This window comes from Tsuneonella flava (genome assembly GCF_002870965.1).
GTDB lineage: Bacteria > Pseudomonadota > Alphaproteobacteria > Sphingomonadales > Sphingomonadaceae > Tsuneonella > Tsuneonella flava.
The window spans coordinates 56,855-71,898 of sequence record NZ_PHSO01000007.1 but is presented as its reverse complement, the minus strand read 5'-3'; the positions used below and the strand labels follow the sequence as shown (position 1 = coordinate 71,898).

Genomic DNA, 15,044 nt, shown 5'->3' with positions numbered 1-15,044 from the left:
ATGCGGGACCAGCCATGCACATGAAGCGATCCCCCGCGAGTCGTACGGATATCTGGTCTTACGCCACGCTCCGCATCGTGATCCTGTTCTTGAAGACCTGTGGGATCGAGGATTTTCGCTGGCACGATCTGCGGCACACCTGGGCGACCTGGCTCCGGCAGAATGACGTGCCCACCTAGGTGCTTCAGGAGCTGGGGGGATGGAAATCGGAGTCGATGGTGCGGCGTTATGCGCACATGTCGGTGAAGCATCTCCAGCCCTAGGCCGTCCAGCTGATTTTACCGGGCACAGACCCGAAAAAGTCTAACTGCCCGGAAAAGCTGAAAAGCTCAGGTCACAAAATGGTCACAGTGAGAGCCGTCCGCGGCTCAAGCTTGTCGCCGGCCTCGACGTAAACTCTTGATTATAAAGGAAGAAAAATGGTGGACGCACTAGGGCTCGAACCTAGGACCCGCTGATTAAGAGTCCAAAGAAAATATTATAAATCAATCGCTTGACTGCATTCGTTCGCATCAATTCTTAACAAGAATTCCCAGCAAATTCTATGTTTGCACAATGGGCCACAACACAAAAGTGGTCACATGTTTTTGACAATATTCGATGAGCCTGCCGCTGTTCAATGTCCGGAACTGCGGACAGTCCGGAAAGGCAGCTATTGGGGCGCTGATAGAGCAAAGCAGACGTAGTCTATCTTACAGCTACGGGTCGGTTAAAGCCGGAAAAGCTGATGCCGGCTGTTGGCCGCGAAAATAGTTTCGTATGCTGACGCTGGAAGAAGACATTCTTATATGCGTGTCGGGCACAAGAGCGGGGTTTTGAATGGCGGAAAGAAAGGCGATACCGGTGGCAACGCGACTGCGCCTGTTCTCGGACGCGGCGGGCTTCTGCCAGAAGCCCGACTGCCTGGAAGCCCTGTTCCCAGCGGAGATGGGTGGCGACAAGCACATCGCCGAAATGGCGCATGTCATCCCGCATGGTGAAGCAGGCCCACGCCATGAAGACCGGCCGACCGACGATTTCGATCCCGACGCCTCCGAGAACCTGATTCTGTTGTGTCCAACTTGCCATACAAAGATCGACAAGGACCCCGAGGCTTATCCGCGCAATATCCTGCTGGATTGGAAGGCCAATCATCTCGGGCGGCTGGCGCGCAAACAAGGCATTCGGGCTTATGACGATCGCGAGCAGGCGCGAGCTGCGGTTGCCGGCATTATGGCCGAGAACCGGGCCATCTGGGAGAAGTTTGCGCCGGAGGAAGGTTCGGACTTTGAGTATGACCCGGAATCGACCACCGCTGTGGCTTGGGACGAGCGGATGAGAAGCGTGATCCTGCCTAACCACTATCGCACCTTGGCGATAATTGAGGCCAATCTCGGCCTAGCCACGGAGGAAGAGCTCCGCACGTTCGCTGAGTATCAGGAGCATGTTCGCGGCTTGTCTGAGCGGCATATATGTGGCGTCTCGGGTCGCGTCATCCGTTTTCCGGGAGCGATGGAAAGGATGTTCGCGTGAACTGGCAGGTCACATATGCGCTCGCCAATTTTGCGAAAGAAGGTCGGTCGAGAGCGGAGCATCTTGGCGGTGACGTCATCCGGATCGTAACCGAGGATCGACCCGACGTCGTCGCGGCCATTACGGCCACCGCAACGGTCGATCAGGCAACGGCTGTCGGCTACCGGGACAGTGTCGAGGGACTCGATTTCTTGTGCGGTTACCGCGCGGAGTGTGTGTGGGAGGGCGAGGCGATACGGTATCTCGAACAGAACCGGGTGGGCTGGGGCAGTTTCGGCACATTGGGTTCGGCGGTGCTTGACGGCAACGCCAACACCGCACAACACAAGGTCTACAAATTCTCGGATCGGCTTCTTCGGCAATATGGCCCTGTCTTAACCGTCGATCGGGAGTTCGACCGAGTTCACCGGGTTACGCTCCGGAACGGAGAGGTGCTGCGTATTGGGATGATAGCCGCTTACGAGCCGACAGCTGATGAGGTTCGGACGTTGTGGGATCGTTTTGGTCCGGTCGATATCATTTGGAACACCAACCCGAATGGCACGCCGCAGTCCGAAGCCAACGAAGCCGGAAGAGAGTTGGGGTGCGAGGTAATGCTATGGAACGCATTGAGAGAGCGTCTGGCGCGGTAATGATGTCGGCTAACGAGGTTGCGATTCACCTCCTGGGGTCCTGCCCCTCGTTGGAGCATTTCGAGGCCTATATGTTCGGTTCATCCGTGGCGGGGGTCGGGGTGGATATCGACCTTCTGATTGTCGGCCCTGGCGGCTCGCTTTTGTCTGCAGTCAAAAGTGAGCTCCGTTCAGCTGGGGAAGCGTTGCCATTACACGTCCTGTGTATGTTGCCGTCTGAAGCGCTCCACACGCAGTTTGTAGCGAGGGAAAAGTGCGTGCCGCTCTCTCAACTTGCACTGGCAGACGGTTGGATGGACAGTCGTCGAATCAGGAAGCTGTATAGAGCTGAGGGAAACGATGAAGATAGGGCTGCTCGATGCGGGCAAAACGCGATCTGTGCTGAAGCGCCTGATCAAAGACTATGACGATATTCAGATCGCGGTGGCTTGGGGCTACAATGGGAAGCTCGCCGATCTCCTGATGGAGAACAGCGGAAAATTCCGTTCGGTCACATTTGGCCTCAACGGCTTTGCGACGTCGCCCGATCTGGTGGCACGCTTAATCGGCACCAAGAATGCCTTCATCGCAAAGGCGGACACCGGCATCTTTCACCTCAAGCTCTATCTGTTTCGGGCCGGCGGCATCGCGCAGGCGATTGTTGGAAGCGCCAATTTCACGAAGGGCGGGCTCGATAAAAACTATGAGGCGTGCGTAAGCATCGAGGGACCGGCCGACGCTGACATTTTCAAGCAGATTCAACGCGATCTGTCCGGCTATGACGTGCTTAAGCAGCGAGTGACTCAGACGCTGGCGGACAGTTACCGGCGGCAATACGACGCGGCACGAAAGCAGCGTGGCCAGCGTGACCCGATCCTTCCTGACGACAAAAATGGCGGGAGGGGCCTGACCTCGCCGCTGGCGATTATGAGCTGGGAGGAATTCGCGGCAACGGTGAAACTCGATCCGCATCATAACTTTAAACGCCGGATGACGCTGCTTCGGGAAATTCAGCGCCTCTTTGCGAGCGTGGAGCGATTCTCCGACCTCACGGCGCCAGAATGGAAGGGCATCGCCGGCACCCTCGGAAAATCCGAGAGGATCGCTGTGGGTCTCGACATCCATGATTGGGGATGGTTCGGCTCGATGGGTGGCAATGGCGATTTTGCAGGCCTGATCTCACGGCGAGATCGCCAGCTCAGCGACGCGGTAGACTGCATTCCTCGCAAGGACCCGGTCACTCGCGAGGATTTCGAGGAATATTGTCGCCGCTTCCGGAAAGCATTCACGGACGCCGGCGCCCATCATGTCGGAGAGTTTCCAACGGCGACGCGGCTGCTTGCCATGAAGCGCCCCGACATGTTTGTTTGCGCGAACGGGAAGAATAAGGACAATTTGGCCGAGGCACTGAACTTTGCCCCATCGACGCTTTCGCTGGCGAATTATTGGGATCGGATCATCCTGCCGATCCAGTCGTCGCCCTGGTATAACGCACCCCATCCCAGCGGGGGTGACGGCGAGCTGTGGGACTATCGCGTCGCCATGCTCGACACCCTCTACTATGATGAGGACGCCTGACCGGTCTTCGATGAGATGGACCGGCGTGGCGCCCTAGTCGAAGCGAATCCCGAAGAGGCCGCCATCGGGCGTGTCCGACAGCTCCGTTTCGAGAACATATTTAGCGAAGCTGGCGCCGCTCTCACGCTCGGCTCGGACAAGTTCGTCCGAGTTGATGAGTGCCACATATTGGATGCCTGTGCTCTCCGAGAAGTCGGCGGCGATTTGCAGGGCGCGAGCGAACTGGCGGCCATCGACGGGTTCGAACAGGTGGCTGTCATGGATGATGAAGCCTGGGCCTTCGCTGCGCCCTTTAGCCAATGCGGCGAGGGTGAGGTCGAAGCAGAAGACCTCCATGCTCATGACGCCGGCGCTGCCATCGGCGGGTGTCTGCGGGAGAAACCGCAGGCCCGTGTCGGTCGCTGAAATGGCTAACTGGCCAGCCTTCTCGTAGAGGCGTTCTGAGATTTCCGAGAAGGTGCGGCTTGCCGTATCGACAATTGTTGACCGCTCGCGGCGGTCCTGCCGTAGTGCGCGAACAGCGTCCTCCACCTCACGCTCAAGCGCCTCGGCACGCTCCTCGAGCTTTCGGGCTTCCTGCAGACGCCCCTCAAGCTGCTTGAGCTCGGATTCGCGTCCGGAGAGTTCATCGCGCAACCGCAGAAGTTCGTCGGCTGGGCCGCTGGCGCGCAGGGATCGCGTGATATCGCGGCGGCGCGCTTCTATCATCTCGCGACGCGGCTGACGGTTGTCGATCCGCTGCTGCGCCGCTGCGATTTCATTCAGCAGATGGGATTGCCGATTCTCAAGCAGCTTTTCATGGAAACGGTGAACCTCATCGTATCGATCGGTCACGAGGTCGGGAAAGACGATCCTCGCCTCTTCGAACAGGCGGGCGATGTCTGGCGCTTCGGTGAACGCCTCGGCCTCCAGGGCCCGTGTGTTCACGTCGATCGCTTCTTGATCGATCACGTCGCCATCGGAAAGATTGCGGAAATCCTGATTCAGGATTGCGAGTTCGCGCTCCAGCTCGCGAAAGGCCGGAAGGACATTAAAGGCTTCGATGCGATCGGCCAGTCGATCGCGGCCGAGCTTCACCGAGGCGATCTCAGCTTCGAGCTGCGCTTCCAGGTCAGCGCGCTTGGCCCCATCGGCTGCCGCTTTGTCGAGCGCAGCCAGAGCGGTCTGTGCGTCCTTCGTCTGTTTGAGCGCTGCCTTTGATTGGTGAAGGCGGCGCACTAATTCGGCGTCCAGGCCGAACAAGTGTGCGAGCGAAGTTTCAGCCGAAGCGGTGGACTGGTTGCGAAAGGTCCGGATTGGACTGTCGAGCCCGCCGTCACGCTTGCGGCGCGCGAAATAGCTGATGAGTTGCCGGTACGACACGTCGCCATTGCCGCGCTTCTCTCGGAGCCCGAACCACTCCTCACCAAGGCGTTTGCACCACTGGGCGTTCTGGAGGCGATCTACGCCGTTCTGAGCGGAGCGGATGAAGACCTGCTTGGCGTTCGCGACGCTACGCGTGACCTCAATTTGCTCGGGCCCCACATCGACGTCGAGCGAAAAATTCCATTCGGCGACGGCCGCTGCCGTTAGGGCACCCTCGGCCCTGCCGCCAAGGAGAAAGTGAACCAGATCGATGGTGCTGGATTTGCCGGCGCCGTTGCGGCTGCGCCTCTCGTTGGCGGTGCCGCTGTCTGCATCTCCGCCGTCGGCTCGCGTCGCGAGAATGATGTTAAGGCCAGGCCGGAAGTTCAACGTCTTGAAGCCATCTCGATCCGCTGTGAGGCGATGTAGCATCACTGCCCTCCAACGCGGCGACGAATCAATCCGTCGTCGCCGAGCGATACCAACTTCATCAGGAAGAGCAGATCGATCGCGAGGATGAAGAAGGCGTAGGAGACCGGGCGCGCCTCCTGCTGGGTGCGGAACTCGTCCCAGACGCCGGAGACCGTGCGCGGTGAGCTGAGGCCGTCGAATACCTTGCCCGCCAGCGTTAGCAGGGCCCGATCGGGACTGATATTCTTCGTTGGAAGAATCACGACACTAAACCCACAACTGGAATCTCAAATATCTGACACGTCACGAAAAAGCGGGTCACGATCGCCAGAGCTGCTGTGTCTCGTTCCGCTTCACCCGTACCACCGCCTGCGAAGATTACCATTTCCCTGAATGTGTGATCGGGTTCAAGCCCGAACGCGACGCATTCTGCGTATCTCGCCTTGAACCCCTGAGCCATGCGTTCCGGCTCCTCAGGATCGGGCTGGTTGCGAAGGTACTCTTCGACTTTCGCGACACCTGTCTGCCCGATCGAGAGGAAATGGCGCGTAGCGTCGGACAGCGCGTTGAAAGCCACCTTGGTCGCGAGATCAGCGGAAAGCGGCACTGGCTCATTGGGATCGGTGGCGATGGCGCGCCGGATCAGGGTGAGCGCGCGCCCGAGGTTCGCATAGGTGATCCGCGCCATGTCCGTTGCTCGGGGCGCGCGGCCATATAGCCGCACACGTTCCTCGGCCGGCAGGCCCTGAATTAAGTCCAGAATGTCGGATCGCGTGAGCGGTCCTGCCGGAACGTCGAGTTCTTCAGCGAGCTGCTCGATCTTGCGTACTAGCTCCGAGGGCAGTTTGTCGCGATACAGATTGACGACGAACTTCCACTCGCGAAACCGAGTGCCCCAGTGTGCTTTCGCCCCGCGGAAATCCTCGTCGATCTTCTCTAGAGCGTCGTCGACGTTCGCTTGCCCGTAGCGAGGACCGTAGCATTGGTAGACCGTGCCCGTTGAGCTTCGAAAGCCATCGCATTTCAAGTCGCCGCGCCGACCCATAGGAATGGTGGGCGTGAAGTCTTCTTGCCAGAGCGACTTCGCAACTGACTGAAACCGTGTCTCGAACGCGTCACCCTCAAGATCCTTAAGTTCCGATTCGGCGCGAAGACGTTGCCATTCCCAATCAAATCCATCCATTTGCGGTGTGCTCTCCCTGCTAACGATCTATCGATCGGAGGAGGGGCTGTCGAATGTTTCTGAAGGCAGGCCGGTCGGTGCCGCGAACGCGGATCTGCCAAGGTTGCTGTCCGCATCCGACTGCCCGAAACCGACATTCATCCAACGGCCAGTCTTGCCCGTCCCCTGCCTATGCTCACTGTCTTTTAGAACGTCCGGTGTCCGGTTAAAAGCCGCCCTTTCGAAATCGGCCGGCGAACGACGGCATTATCCCAAGGTCGATCGCTAGGCCGACGGCATACTGAACGAAGGGCAAGTTTATGGGAGACGTTTGAAGCGGTGAATGTCGGCTATTCAGGCGAACTAGGCTCAGTGCCTCAGACCTTGCTCACCTCGCGGAGCGCGCATACGTACACTTCACCTCGGGTCTGAGCAGCGCGAATTTTGTAATCGAGCATCGCCTCCAAGCTGATCCGCTGCTCGAGCACTGCGGCAAGGTCGCCGCCGTCCATCAGGATTGTCTTGATCATCTTGCCGTGGACCACCGCCCGCAGCGCTTCGTTCGAGAAGCCATTGACCGAGATGAACAGACCACGACCCTGCATTTTGCCGTCCACTTTATACGCAAATTTGTAGAGTTGCTCCGTGCTGGCTCCCGAATCCTGCCATTTGGCTTCTACGATGTAGTTTTCACCCTCAAACTTGAAGGTGCCGTCGATTTCTTCACCAACGATGCGAAAAGGGTCTCGCATCTTCACAGACTGACGGTTGAAAAGTTCTTGGAGGAATTTTTCGAACAGCTTCCCCCTTGCCTGCGGCGTCAGACCCTTTCCGTAAATCTGAGTGAAGGCCTTATTTAGAGCGGCCAGATCATTTGCCTGGGACTGAGTTTGCTTCGCCCTCGACGCTGCGGCCCTACGATTTGTCGTTGAAGAGTTACGCTGTTCAACAGCGCTCTTCAGGTGGGCGATCTTCTTTCGCGCTTCCGCTCGGTCCAGCTTCGCGAGTTTGTCGAAGTAATAGGGATCGAAGTGGGTCCAATGGGCCAGAGCGTCGATCATGGGCTGGAAAACGGCGTGGCCTCTATCGGGACGCGAGGCCAAAGCTGAAAAAACGTCATCGATAATCGCATGGCGCGGAAGGTCTGTGTCTGGAGGAGGAAGGAGATCAGCATCACACCCCAGATCGGCCAGAAATCTGATGATGTCCTTCCGCGGCCAGAAGATCGCCATAATACAGTCTCGCATTGCAATGCGGATATCGAGTGGAATTTCGGGCGCGTCTGGCATGGGACATTATGTAACAAGGAGCCAATGCAACACAAGAATGGGCATGCTTTGTTTGAGGTGCGTTCCCTTCGGGCTTAATGAACGAATGGCCGGTTTCAACGATAGCAACTTCGAGCCAGGATGACCGCTATGTTGGCGATGTCAGGCAGCTTTTGCGAGCTTCTCGACCCTTATGTCCTGCTCGTGCTCGCGGGCCTGGGCCAGCTCATAGGTTGTCTGCATCCGCAACAGAGTGTCGGCCTTGATGCCGAAAGCCTTCTCAAACCGAATAGCCATATCAGCAGACAGGTTCGCATTGCCATTCAGCAAGGTGCTCAACGCCTGCCTTGATACGCCAAAATGCTCAGCCAAAGCTGTCACGCTGACCTGTGCAGGCTCCACGATTTCTGTCTTCAACCAGTCTCCCACGTGGACCGCGAGCGAAGGGTGCATCTTAAGCGCCATGATAATCCTCCAGATCCATATCGATTAGCGCGCCTTCATCATTCAAACCGAAGGTCATCCGCCAGTTTCTCGTAACCGTCATCGACCAGCTCCCCTTCCGATCGCCTGTCAGCTCATGCAGTCCGAAGTTCGGAGGCACTGACAGTTCTTCGAAGCTTTCCGCAGCGTCGATGAAGGCGAGCATCTTGCGCAGCCGTCCCGCGTCTCCAACCAAGCCTTTAGCGTTGCCCGTCTCAAAGAAGCGGCGCAGGTCTTTGTGCCTGATGCTCTCGATTTCCACCGTTCGGATGTAGCACAGCGCCGCAAGATTGTCAAGTGTCGCGCGACACTTGTCTGATGGTGGTTCGACATGGGGCTACACTCGCTCTGGCCATTCCGGCCATCGGAGAACTATCATGGGACATTCAGACCTCGACCCCGCCATACATGATCGGCGGCCTTGGAACGCAGGGAAAAATGTTGGACCGAAACGCCCGCTGAAGCCTCGCGATATCTGGGCGATCCGTTTCTATCTCGACGAACACAAACGTCTGCGTGACCGGGCCCTGTTCGATCTCGCCATCGACAGCAAATTGCGAGGCTGCGATCTGGTTAAAATCAGGATCGGCGACCTGATGAGCGCGGGGTCATTTCGGGATCGCGCGACCGTCATCCAGCAGAAGACCGATCGACCCGTGCAGTTCGAGATCATGACGGAAGCACGCAAAAGCCTGAAGACATGGCTCGATCGGCGCGGCGGCACGATTCGCGACTGGACTTGTAGCGGATTTGCGCCGGTCACCTATCTCATTATGCCACCTTGGCTTCGAAGGCGAGCGGGCTGATCCCGCCCAGATATGAATGGCGTCTGCGGGTGTTGTAGAACCCGTTGATGTACTGGAAAATGGAAGCTTCAGCTTGTCGCCGTGATGTCCATTTCCGCCTCCAGATCAGTTCTGCCTTCAGCGATTTGAAGAACGTCTCGACGGAGGCATTGTCGTAACAATTTCCTTTGCCGCTCATTGATGGACGCAGGCCGTAGGCCTGCAGCTTCTTTTGATAGGCATAGGAGCAATATTGGCTGCCGCGATCGGAATGAAAAATGCAGCCTGTTGGCGGATTGCGGAGACGCACCGCCATGTCCAGCGCCCTGATCGCCAGATTCTTCATCCGGTCGCTCACGGCCCAACCGACGACACGGCGGCTGTGCAGGTCGAGGATGACGGCGAGGTATAGCCAGCCTTCGGACGTCCAGACATAGGTGATGTCGCCCGCCCACTTCTGGTTGGGCGCCGCGGCAACAAAATCGCCCTCCAGCCAGTTCGCCGCGACACTCAGGCGATGATGGCTGTCGGTCGTAACCTTGTGCTTGCGCGTGCGGATCGGCTTGATCCGGTTGATCCGCATCAGCCGTCCGACACGACGCTCGCCGACATTGAGGCCTGCCTCCTTCAGCTCCATCGTCATGCGAGGACGACCATAGCTGCCGAGGCTCAAGCTATACTGCTCCCGGATATGGGCCAGCACCTTCATGTCTGTCCGCTCCCGCTGGCTGATCGGGCGTGAACGCCAGGAGCGATAGCCGCGTGGACTGACGCGCATTACCCGGCAGATCGTCTCCACCGGCCAGACATGACGCCAACTCTCCACGAACGCGAACCTCACGGCCGTTGGCTCGCGAAAAACTGCGTGGCCTTTTTTAGGATGTTCCTCTCCTCCTTGAGCACGCGGTTCTCAAGGCGAAGGCGTTCGTTCTCGCGGGCCAAATCCGCCTGCGGCGCCGAGGTCAAATCCGTCGGCCGGTACTGGGCCAGCCACTTGCCCAGCGTCGACTTGCCGATCCCCAAATCGGCGGCGACCCGCTCACGCGGTAACCCGCTCACGCGGTAACCCGCTCACGCGGTAACCCGCTGGTCAGCGCGATACGCACCGCCTCCCGCTTGAACTCGTCCGAATGCTTAGTCATCTCGTCGGTCTCCTGTTGCGAGCTCTAATCGCTCAGGTGACCGGCGCAAATCCATTACAAGTCCAGTTTCTCGCACGCCCTGGCGCTGTCGACATAGATTGTTTTTTCTTTCAATTCTCGTGATTGCTAATAGGTAAGCTGCAATTGGAGCAGTCGGGCGTTCATGCAGGAAGAACAGAATAACAATCCGGCGCTGCCCGCCGATGAAGCGCTTGGCTGTTTTATCCTGCTGGCCCAGTTTTTGGGGGTAGCGGCGGAGCCTGCGCAAATCCATCACGATCGCGGGCAGGGTGACAAGCCCTATGATTTCGATGATCTGATCCGCATTGCCAAGAAGCTGGGGCTAATCGCGAAACGCAAGCGCTCGGCGGTGGCGGAGCTCGTCAAGCAGCCGCTACCTGCCTTGCTCAGTCTGCGCGAGGGCGGCACGGCTATCCTGCTTAAGGTTGATGACACCGGCGAGACCGGCACGCGCCACCTGGTGCTTGCAGCCGGGCAGCAGGCGCCCGAAGTCTGGTCGCAGGAGAAAATCGAAGAGCGCTTTGCCCTGGCAGGTGGTGAGGTGGACCTGCTGCTCATGACAAGCCGCGAACATATTGCGGGACAGAAGCGAGCCTTTGATATCAGCTGGTTCATCCCCGCGCTGGTCAAATATCGCGGACCCTTACGCGACGTGCTGCTGGGGAGCTTCTTCCTGCAGCTGGTCGGGCTGGCCTCGCCGATCTTCTTCCAGCTGGTGATCGACAAGGTGCTGGTCCACCAGTCGATGACCACGCTGGAAGTGCTGGCGATTGGCCTTGCAACCGTGCTGGTGTTCGAGACGCTGCTGTCTGCGCTCAGGAATTGGTTGTTCGCGCATACAACAAACAGGGTGGATGCTGAGCTGTCGGCGGCACTGTTCCGCCATCTGGTGGCGCTGCCGCTGAGCTATTTCGAGGCCCGGCGCGTGGGTGACAGCGTAGCGCGCGTGCGCGAGCTGGAGAATATCCGCAACTTCCTCACCAGCAATGCCGTGACCGTGGTGATCGATCTGTTCTTCACCATCGTCTTCTTTGCGGTGATGTATCTCTACTCGCCCATGCTGACGCTGATCGTGGCGCTGACTGTGCTGATCTATGCGGCGATCTCGATCGTCGTCACGCCTCCACTCAGGGCCCGGCTCGACGAGAAGTTCAAGCGCGGGGCGGAGAACCAGGCCTTCTTGGTCGAGACGGTCACCGGCATTGGCACGCTTAAAGCCATGGCAGCGGAACCGCGCATGCGCGACCGGTGGGAGAAGCAGTTTGCCGGTTATACCGCCACTGGCTTCGACGTGGCGGTGCTCGCCAATTGGGGCAGCCATGCAATTCAGCTGGTCTCCAAGCTGACGACGGTGGCGATCCTGTTCTTCGGGGCAAAAGCAGTCATTGCTGGCGAACTCTCGGTCGGCGCGCTGGTGGCGTTCAATATGCTCGCAGGCCGCGTGGCGCAGCCGATCCTGAGGCTTTCGCAATTGTGGCAGGATTTCCAGCAGGTGCGGATTTCGGTTGACCGCCTGGGTGATATCCTCAACGCGCCCGCAGAGCCGGAGTACAATCCCAACCGCGCCAGCCTCCCGCCCATCAAGGGGCGGGTGGAGTTTGACAAGGTTCGCTTCCGCTATCGGCCCGATGCGCCGGAGGCGTTGCGCGGGGTCAGCCTCGATATAGCGCCGGGCGAGATGCTTGGCATTGTCGGTCCCTCGGGCAGCGGCAAGAGCACGCTGACCAAGCTCGTCCAGCGGCTCTATGTGCCAGAGCAAGGCCGCGTTCTGGTTGATGGCACTGACCTCGCGCTGGTCGATCCGGCCTGGTTGCGGCGACAGGTGGGGGTCGTGCTGCAGGAGAATATCCTGTTCAACCGCACCGTGCGCGAGAATATCGCGCTCACCAACCCCACGATCGCGATGGAGCGGGTGATTGCTGCAGCAGAGCTCGCCGGGGCGCATGAATTTATCCTCACGCTCCCCCATGGCTATGACACGATTATCGAAGAGCGTGGCAGCAACCTTTCGGGCGGCCAGCGGCAGCGGCTTGCGATTGCCCGCGCGCTGATCACCGATCCGCGCATCCTGATCCTCGACGAGGCAACCAGCGCATTGGATGCTGAAAGCGAAGAGATCATCCAGACCAATCTCGGCCGGATCGCTCAGGGGCGCACAGTGATGATCATCGCGCATCGCCTGTCCGCCGTGCGCCCTTGCCACCGGATCATCACGGTGGAAGCGGGCGAAGTGACCGAGATGGGCAGCCATGACGAGCTGCTGCACGCAGGGGGCCGCTACGCGCAGCTCTATGCCAAGCAGACCGGCATGGCAGCTGGCGGAGCGAGTGCATGAGCTTCCTCGCTGACCGCTTCCCCACCATCGCGCGGCACATCTCGGTGCTGCGCGAAAGCTGGCGCACGCAGAACCTCGCTGACAAGGCGTTCAAGCCGCGCGAAGCGCATGAGTTCCTGCCTGCTGCGCTGGAGATCATGGAGAAACCGCCGAGCCCTGGCCTGCGCCGCCTGTTGTGGCTTACATGCGGCCTGTTTGTGCTGGCGATCATCTGGGCGGTAATCGGAAAGATTGACGTGGTCGCCGTAGCATCGGGCAAGACGGTGCCGACGGGCAACGTCAAAATCGTCCAACCGCTTGAGATCGGCTCGGTCCGGGTGATCCATGTGCGCAACGGGCAGTTCGTCAAGAAGGGCGATTTGCTGGTTGAGCTCGACCCGACGCTGGCTATTGCCGATGAAGCGCAGAGCGAACAGACGCTGCTCTCTGCCCGGATCATGCAGGCGCGCAATAATGCGCTGCTCGCCTATCAGGAACGGCGCCCGGCGCGCTTTGTGCCTCCTCCCGGAACGACCCCTGAAATCGTGCGCACCGAGCAGGCCTATATCCGCAGCGCCATCGGCGAATATGAAGCGCGCCGCGCCTCGCTCATGCAGCAGCGCGCTGAACGCCGTGCCGAGCTGGTAGGGGCCGAGGCCGAGATCGCCAAGCTCAGAGAAGCGCTTCCCTATCTCGACAAGCAGATGACTGCGCGCGCGGAACTCGCCGAGAAGGGCTATTACTCGAAGCTCAAACTGCTCGAATATGAACAGGCAAGGGCCGAGCACCTGCGCAATATCGATATCCAGCGCGCCAAAGCGGACAAGGCCCGGGCCGCTATCGGCACGCTCGATGCAGAAATGGCCACGCTGCGTCAGAACTTTGGCAAGCTTGCAGTGACTGACCTCGCCGAAGCCAATGACAAGGCAGGACTTGCAGGCGAGGAACTGCGTAAGGCAGCGCGCAGGCGCGAGCTCATGGAACTGCGCGCGCCGGTCGATGGCGTGGTGCAGCAGCTTGCAATCACGACGGTGGGCGGTGTCGTGCAAGCCGCGCAACCCTTGATGGTAATCGTGCCTTGCTCATCCGGAAACGCCAAGGACCTTACCAGCTGCAATGGCAGCATCGAAGTGGAAGCTTTTGTCCAGAACAAGGATATCGGCTTCGTGAAAGTTGGCCAGCGCGTGGCGGTCAAGCTGGAGGCATTCAACTTCACCGATTACGGGCTGATCGAGGGCACAGTCGAGAACATCAGCCGCGATGCGATCGATCAGTCGCAACAGTCTGCAGGCAGCGTACGCGACGAGAATGGCCGCCCGATCCAGCCCGGCCTGGTCTATGCGGCACGTATTCGCCTTGCCTGCGGACCAGACGAGCCCAATCGTCATCCGCTCTGCAACCGGGTGCTGCCCGGCATGGCAGTGCAGGCGGAGATCAAGACCGGGCGGCGGCGGATCATCCAGTATCTGCTCTCACCTATAAGACAGATCGTCGATGAAGCAGGGCGCGAAAGGTAGGTCAACTGCCTATTCGACCAGGATCGCCGTCGCCAATGTTCGTCCCAAATCAGTGGCCTCGTCCCATCCATTCGCCCGATCACGGCCTGAGGTTTGAGGCGACCAATCGAACGATTTTCCTGCGCGCGTCCACGATCTGACGACCTGTTTCACATTTTTGCCTTGGGTGAGACGTACCATCAGGCATAACTTATCATTCCCGGCATCCTCTGCCGCGAACAAGTCAAGACGGACAATGTTCGCAGACTTTACGAGAAAGTCGCCTGTGCTGACTGACGGAGTCCCGCTGCCCAGTTCGGCCGCTGCCTTATCAAAGCCGAATAGAAACCGCTCGAACATCCGTGGGGCTTCCTGTGCTTTGCGCTGGGTAGTCGGATCGCCCGCAATGTGGCCTCGAAATGCAATCCGGGTCTCGCGGAAAATCTGCACCCGGCCAACTTCATATTCCCGAAAATTGCTACAATCCTTGCCAGCATGAGTGGAGATGATGAAGGGCGGTACCACCAAGGCTTCGCTCGGATCAAGAACACCTCTACGCGATTGCCCCTCCATTCTGGAGCCGGGACCTGCTTCGATACAACCAGCTTTGAGATGATAGTCGGGGATCGAACGGCGGATATTGTTGATGCGCCGATGGTCTTCAGCTGAAAACTGGGGGCACTCTTGTCCAGAACGATCTGCAGCAAAGCTGATTGCCGCTACTGTTGCGATTTGCAACCGTGGCCTTCGAGGCATTCGGCCATGCTCCTGTGAACTGTCCCGAGGTTGGCTTGTGCAATGCTAATGACAAGTTAATGGGCAAGTGGCCTCGATATTTCGACAACGACTTCCAAAATTCAGAAGTGCCGCAAACTGATCATCGGATTTTCTGTAAAATTCGATATTTATAAACACCC

Annotated in this window: 13 protein-coding genes and 2 pseudogenes; 7 read left to right on the top strand and 8 right to left on the bottom strand. The window is 58.8% G+C overall.

Features of this window, described 5'->3' with window-relative positions:
• Positions 1-20 precede the first annotated feature (20 nt).
• From CV013_RS16100 to CV013_RS12500, 4 genes are all read left to right on the top strand, one after another.
• On the top strand, positions 21-179 hold the full coding sequence (locus CV013_RS16100) for a hypothetical protein (RefSeq protein WP_198591876.1): 159 nt from the start codon (positions 21-23) through the stop codon (positions 177-179).
• Positions 180-819: 640 nt separating this feature from the next.
• Complete coding sequence (locus CV013_RS12515) at positions 820-1,512, top strand: HNH endonuclease signature motif containing protein (protein ID WP_102156036.1); 693 nt, start codon at positions 820-822, stop codon at positions 1,510-1,512.
• Complete coding sequence (locus tag CV013_RS15740) at positions 1,509-2,144, top strand: hypothetical protein (RefSeq protein ID WP_198591875.1); 636 nt, start codon at positions 1,509-1,511, stop codon at positions 2,142-2,144. Before CV013_RS12515 ends, CV013_RS15740 begins: the two co-directional genes overlap by 4 nt.
• 339 nt (positions 2,145-2,483) lie before the next feature.
• The gene (locus CV013_RS12500) at positions 2,484-3,701 is read left to right on the top strand and encodes a phospholipase D family protein (RefSeq protein ID WP_102156035.1); all 1,218 of its coding nucleotides are present in this window, start codon (positions 2,484-2,486) and stop codon (positions 3,699-3,701) included.
• Between the two features lie 33 nt (positions 3,702-3,734).
• On the opposite strand, the gene CV013_RS12495 is transcribed toward CV013_RS12500, so the two are convergent.
• The 6 genes from CV013_RS12495 to CV013_RS12470 form a co-directional block, all read right to left on the bottom strand.
• Positions 3,735-5,477: a DUF2326 domain-containing protein gene (locus CV013_RS12495; protein ID WP_102156034.1), complete on the bottom strand. Its 1,743-nt coding sequence runs from the start codon at positions 5,475-5,477 to the stop codon at positions 3,735-3,737.
• Positions 5,477-5,719, bottom strand: coding sequence for an ABC-three component system middle component 6 (locus CV013_RS12490; protein WP_102156033.1), 243 nt, complete (start codon positions 5,717-5,719; stop codon positions 5,477-5,479). Before CV013_RS12490 ends, CV013_RS12495 begins: the two co-directional genes overlap by 1 nt.
• Positions 5,716-6,639, bottom strand: a complete 924-nt coding sequence (locus tag CV013_RS12485) for an ABC-three component system protein (RefSeq protein WP_102156032.1) — start codon at positions 6,637-6,639, stop codon at positions 5,716-5,718. Before CV013_RS12485 ends, CV013_RS12490 begins: the two co-directional genes overlap by 4 nt.
• Positions 6,640-6,995: 356 nt before the next feature.
• Positions 6,996-7,850, bottom strand: a complete 855-nt coding sequence (locus CV013_RS12480) for a restriction endonuclease (protein ID WP_157935780.1) — start codon at positions 7,848-7,850, stop codon at positions 6,996-6,998.
• Between the two features lie 198 nt (positions 7,851-8,048).
• Positions 8,049-8,351 carry a HigA family addiction module antitoxin gene (locus CV013_RS12475; protein ID WP_190276533.1) on the bottom strand — a complete coding sequence of 101 codons (303 nt, stop codon included), beginning with the start codon at positions 8,349-8,351 and terminating at the stop codon, positions 8,049-8,051.
• Complete coding sequence (locus tag CV013_RS12470; protein WP_102156030.1) at positions 8,341-8,631, bottom strand: type II toxin-antitoxin system RelE/ParE family toxin; 291 nt, start codon at positions 8,629-8,631, stop codon at positions 8,341-8,343. The genes CV013_RS12475 and CV013_RS12470 overlap by 11 nt, the downstream gene beginning before the upstream one ends.
• Before the next feature lie 115 nt (positions 8,632-8,746).
• Between CV013_RS12470 and CV013_RS12465 the strand changes: the two are divergent.
• Positions 8,747-9,106, top strand: a pseudogene (locus tag CV013_RS12465) (integrase); the annotation flags it as partial.
• A 34-nt stretch (positions 9,107-9,140) separates the two neighbouring features.
• Here CV013_RS12465 and CV013_RS12460 read toward each other — a convergent pair.
• Positions 9,141-10,296: pseudogene (locus CV013_RS12460) on the bottom strand (IS3 family transposase).
• Positions 10,297-10,459: 163 nt separating this feature from the next.
• Here CV013_RS12460 and CV013_RS12455 point away from each other — a divergent pair.
• Both CV013_RS12455 and CV013_RS12450 read left to right on the top strand, forming a co-directional pair.
• The gene (locus CV013_RS12455; RefSeq protein WP_102156028.1) at positions 10,460-12,652 is read left to right on the top strand and encodes a type I secretion system permease/ATPase; all 2,193 of its coding nucleotides are present in this window, start codon (positions 10,460-10,462) and stop codon (positions 12,650-12,652) included.
• Positions 12,649-14,148, top strand: a complete 1,500-nt coding sequence (locus CV013_RS12450; RefSeq protein ID WP_102156027.1) for an HlyD family type I secretion periplasmic adaptor subunit — start codon at positions 12,649-12,651, stop codon at positions 14,146-14,148. The genes CV013_RS12455 and CV013_RS12450 overlap by 4 nt, the downstream gene beginning before the upstream one ends.
• Before the next feature lie 9 nt (positions 14,149-14,157).
• On the opposite strand, the gene CV013_RS12445 is transcribed toward CV013_RS12450, so the two are convergent.
• Positions 14,158-14,865 carry a hypothetical protein gene (locus CV013_RS12445; protein WP_123639968.1) on the bottom strand — a complete coding sequence of 236 codons (708 nt, stop codon included), beginning with the start codon at positions 14,863-14,865 and terminating at the stop codon, positions 14,158-14,160.
• Positions 14,866-15,044: the final 179 nt, after the last annotated feature.

Excerpts from the sequence above, each read along its gene's own strand:
- CV013_RS16100 (WP_198591876.1), top strand. The coding sequence starts at position 21 with ATGAAGCGATCCCCCGCGAGTCGTACGGATATCTGGTCTTACGCCACG.
- CV013_RS12515 (WP_102156036.1), top strand. The coding sequence starts at position 820 with ATGGCGGAAAGAAAGGCGATACCGGTGGCAACGCGACTGCGCCTGTTC.
- CV013_RS12500 (WP_102156035.1), top strand. The coding sequence starts at position 2,484 with ATGAAGATAGGGCTGCTCGATGCGGGCAAAACGCGATCTGTGCTGAAG.
- CV013_RS12495 (WP_102156034.1), bottom strand. The coding sequence starts at position 5,477 with ATGCTACATCGCCTCACAGCGGATCGAGATGGCTTCAAGACGTTGAAC.
- CV013_RS12485 (WP_102156032.1), bottom strand. The coding sequence starts at position 6,639 with ATGGATGGATTTGATTGGGAATGGCAACGTCTTCGCGCCGAATCGGAA.
- CV013_RS12480 (WP_157935780.1), bottom strand. The coding sequence starts at position 7,850 with ATGGCGATCTTCTGGCCGCGGAAGGACATCATCAGATTTCTGGCCGAT.
- CV013_RS12475 (WP_190276533.1), bottom strand. The coding sequence starts at position 8,351 with ATGGCGCTTAAGATGCACCCTTCGCTCGCGGTCCACGTGGGAGACTGG.
- CV013_RS12455 (WP_102156028.1), top strand. The coding sequence starts at position 10,460 with ATGCAGGAAGAACAGAATAACAATCCGGCGCTGCCCGCCGATGAAGCG.
- CV013_RS12450 (WP_102156027.1), top strand. The coding sequence starts at position 12,649 with ATGAGCTTCCTCGCTGACCGCTTCCCCACCATCGCGCGGCACATCTCG.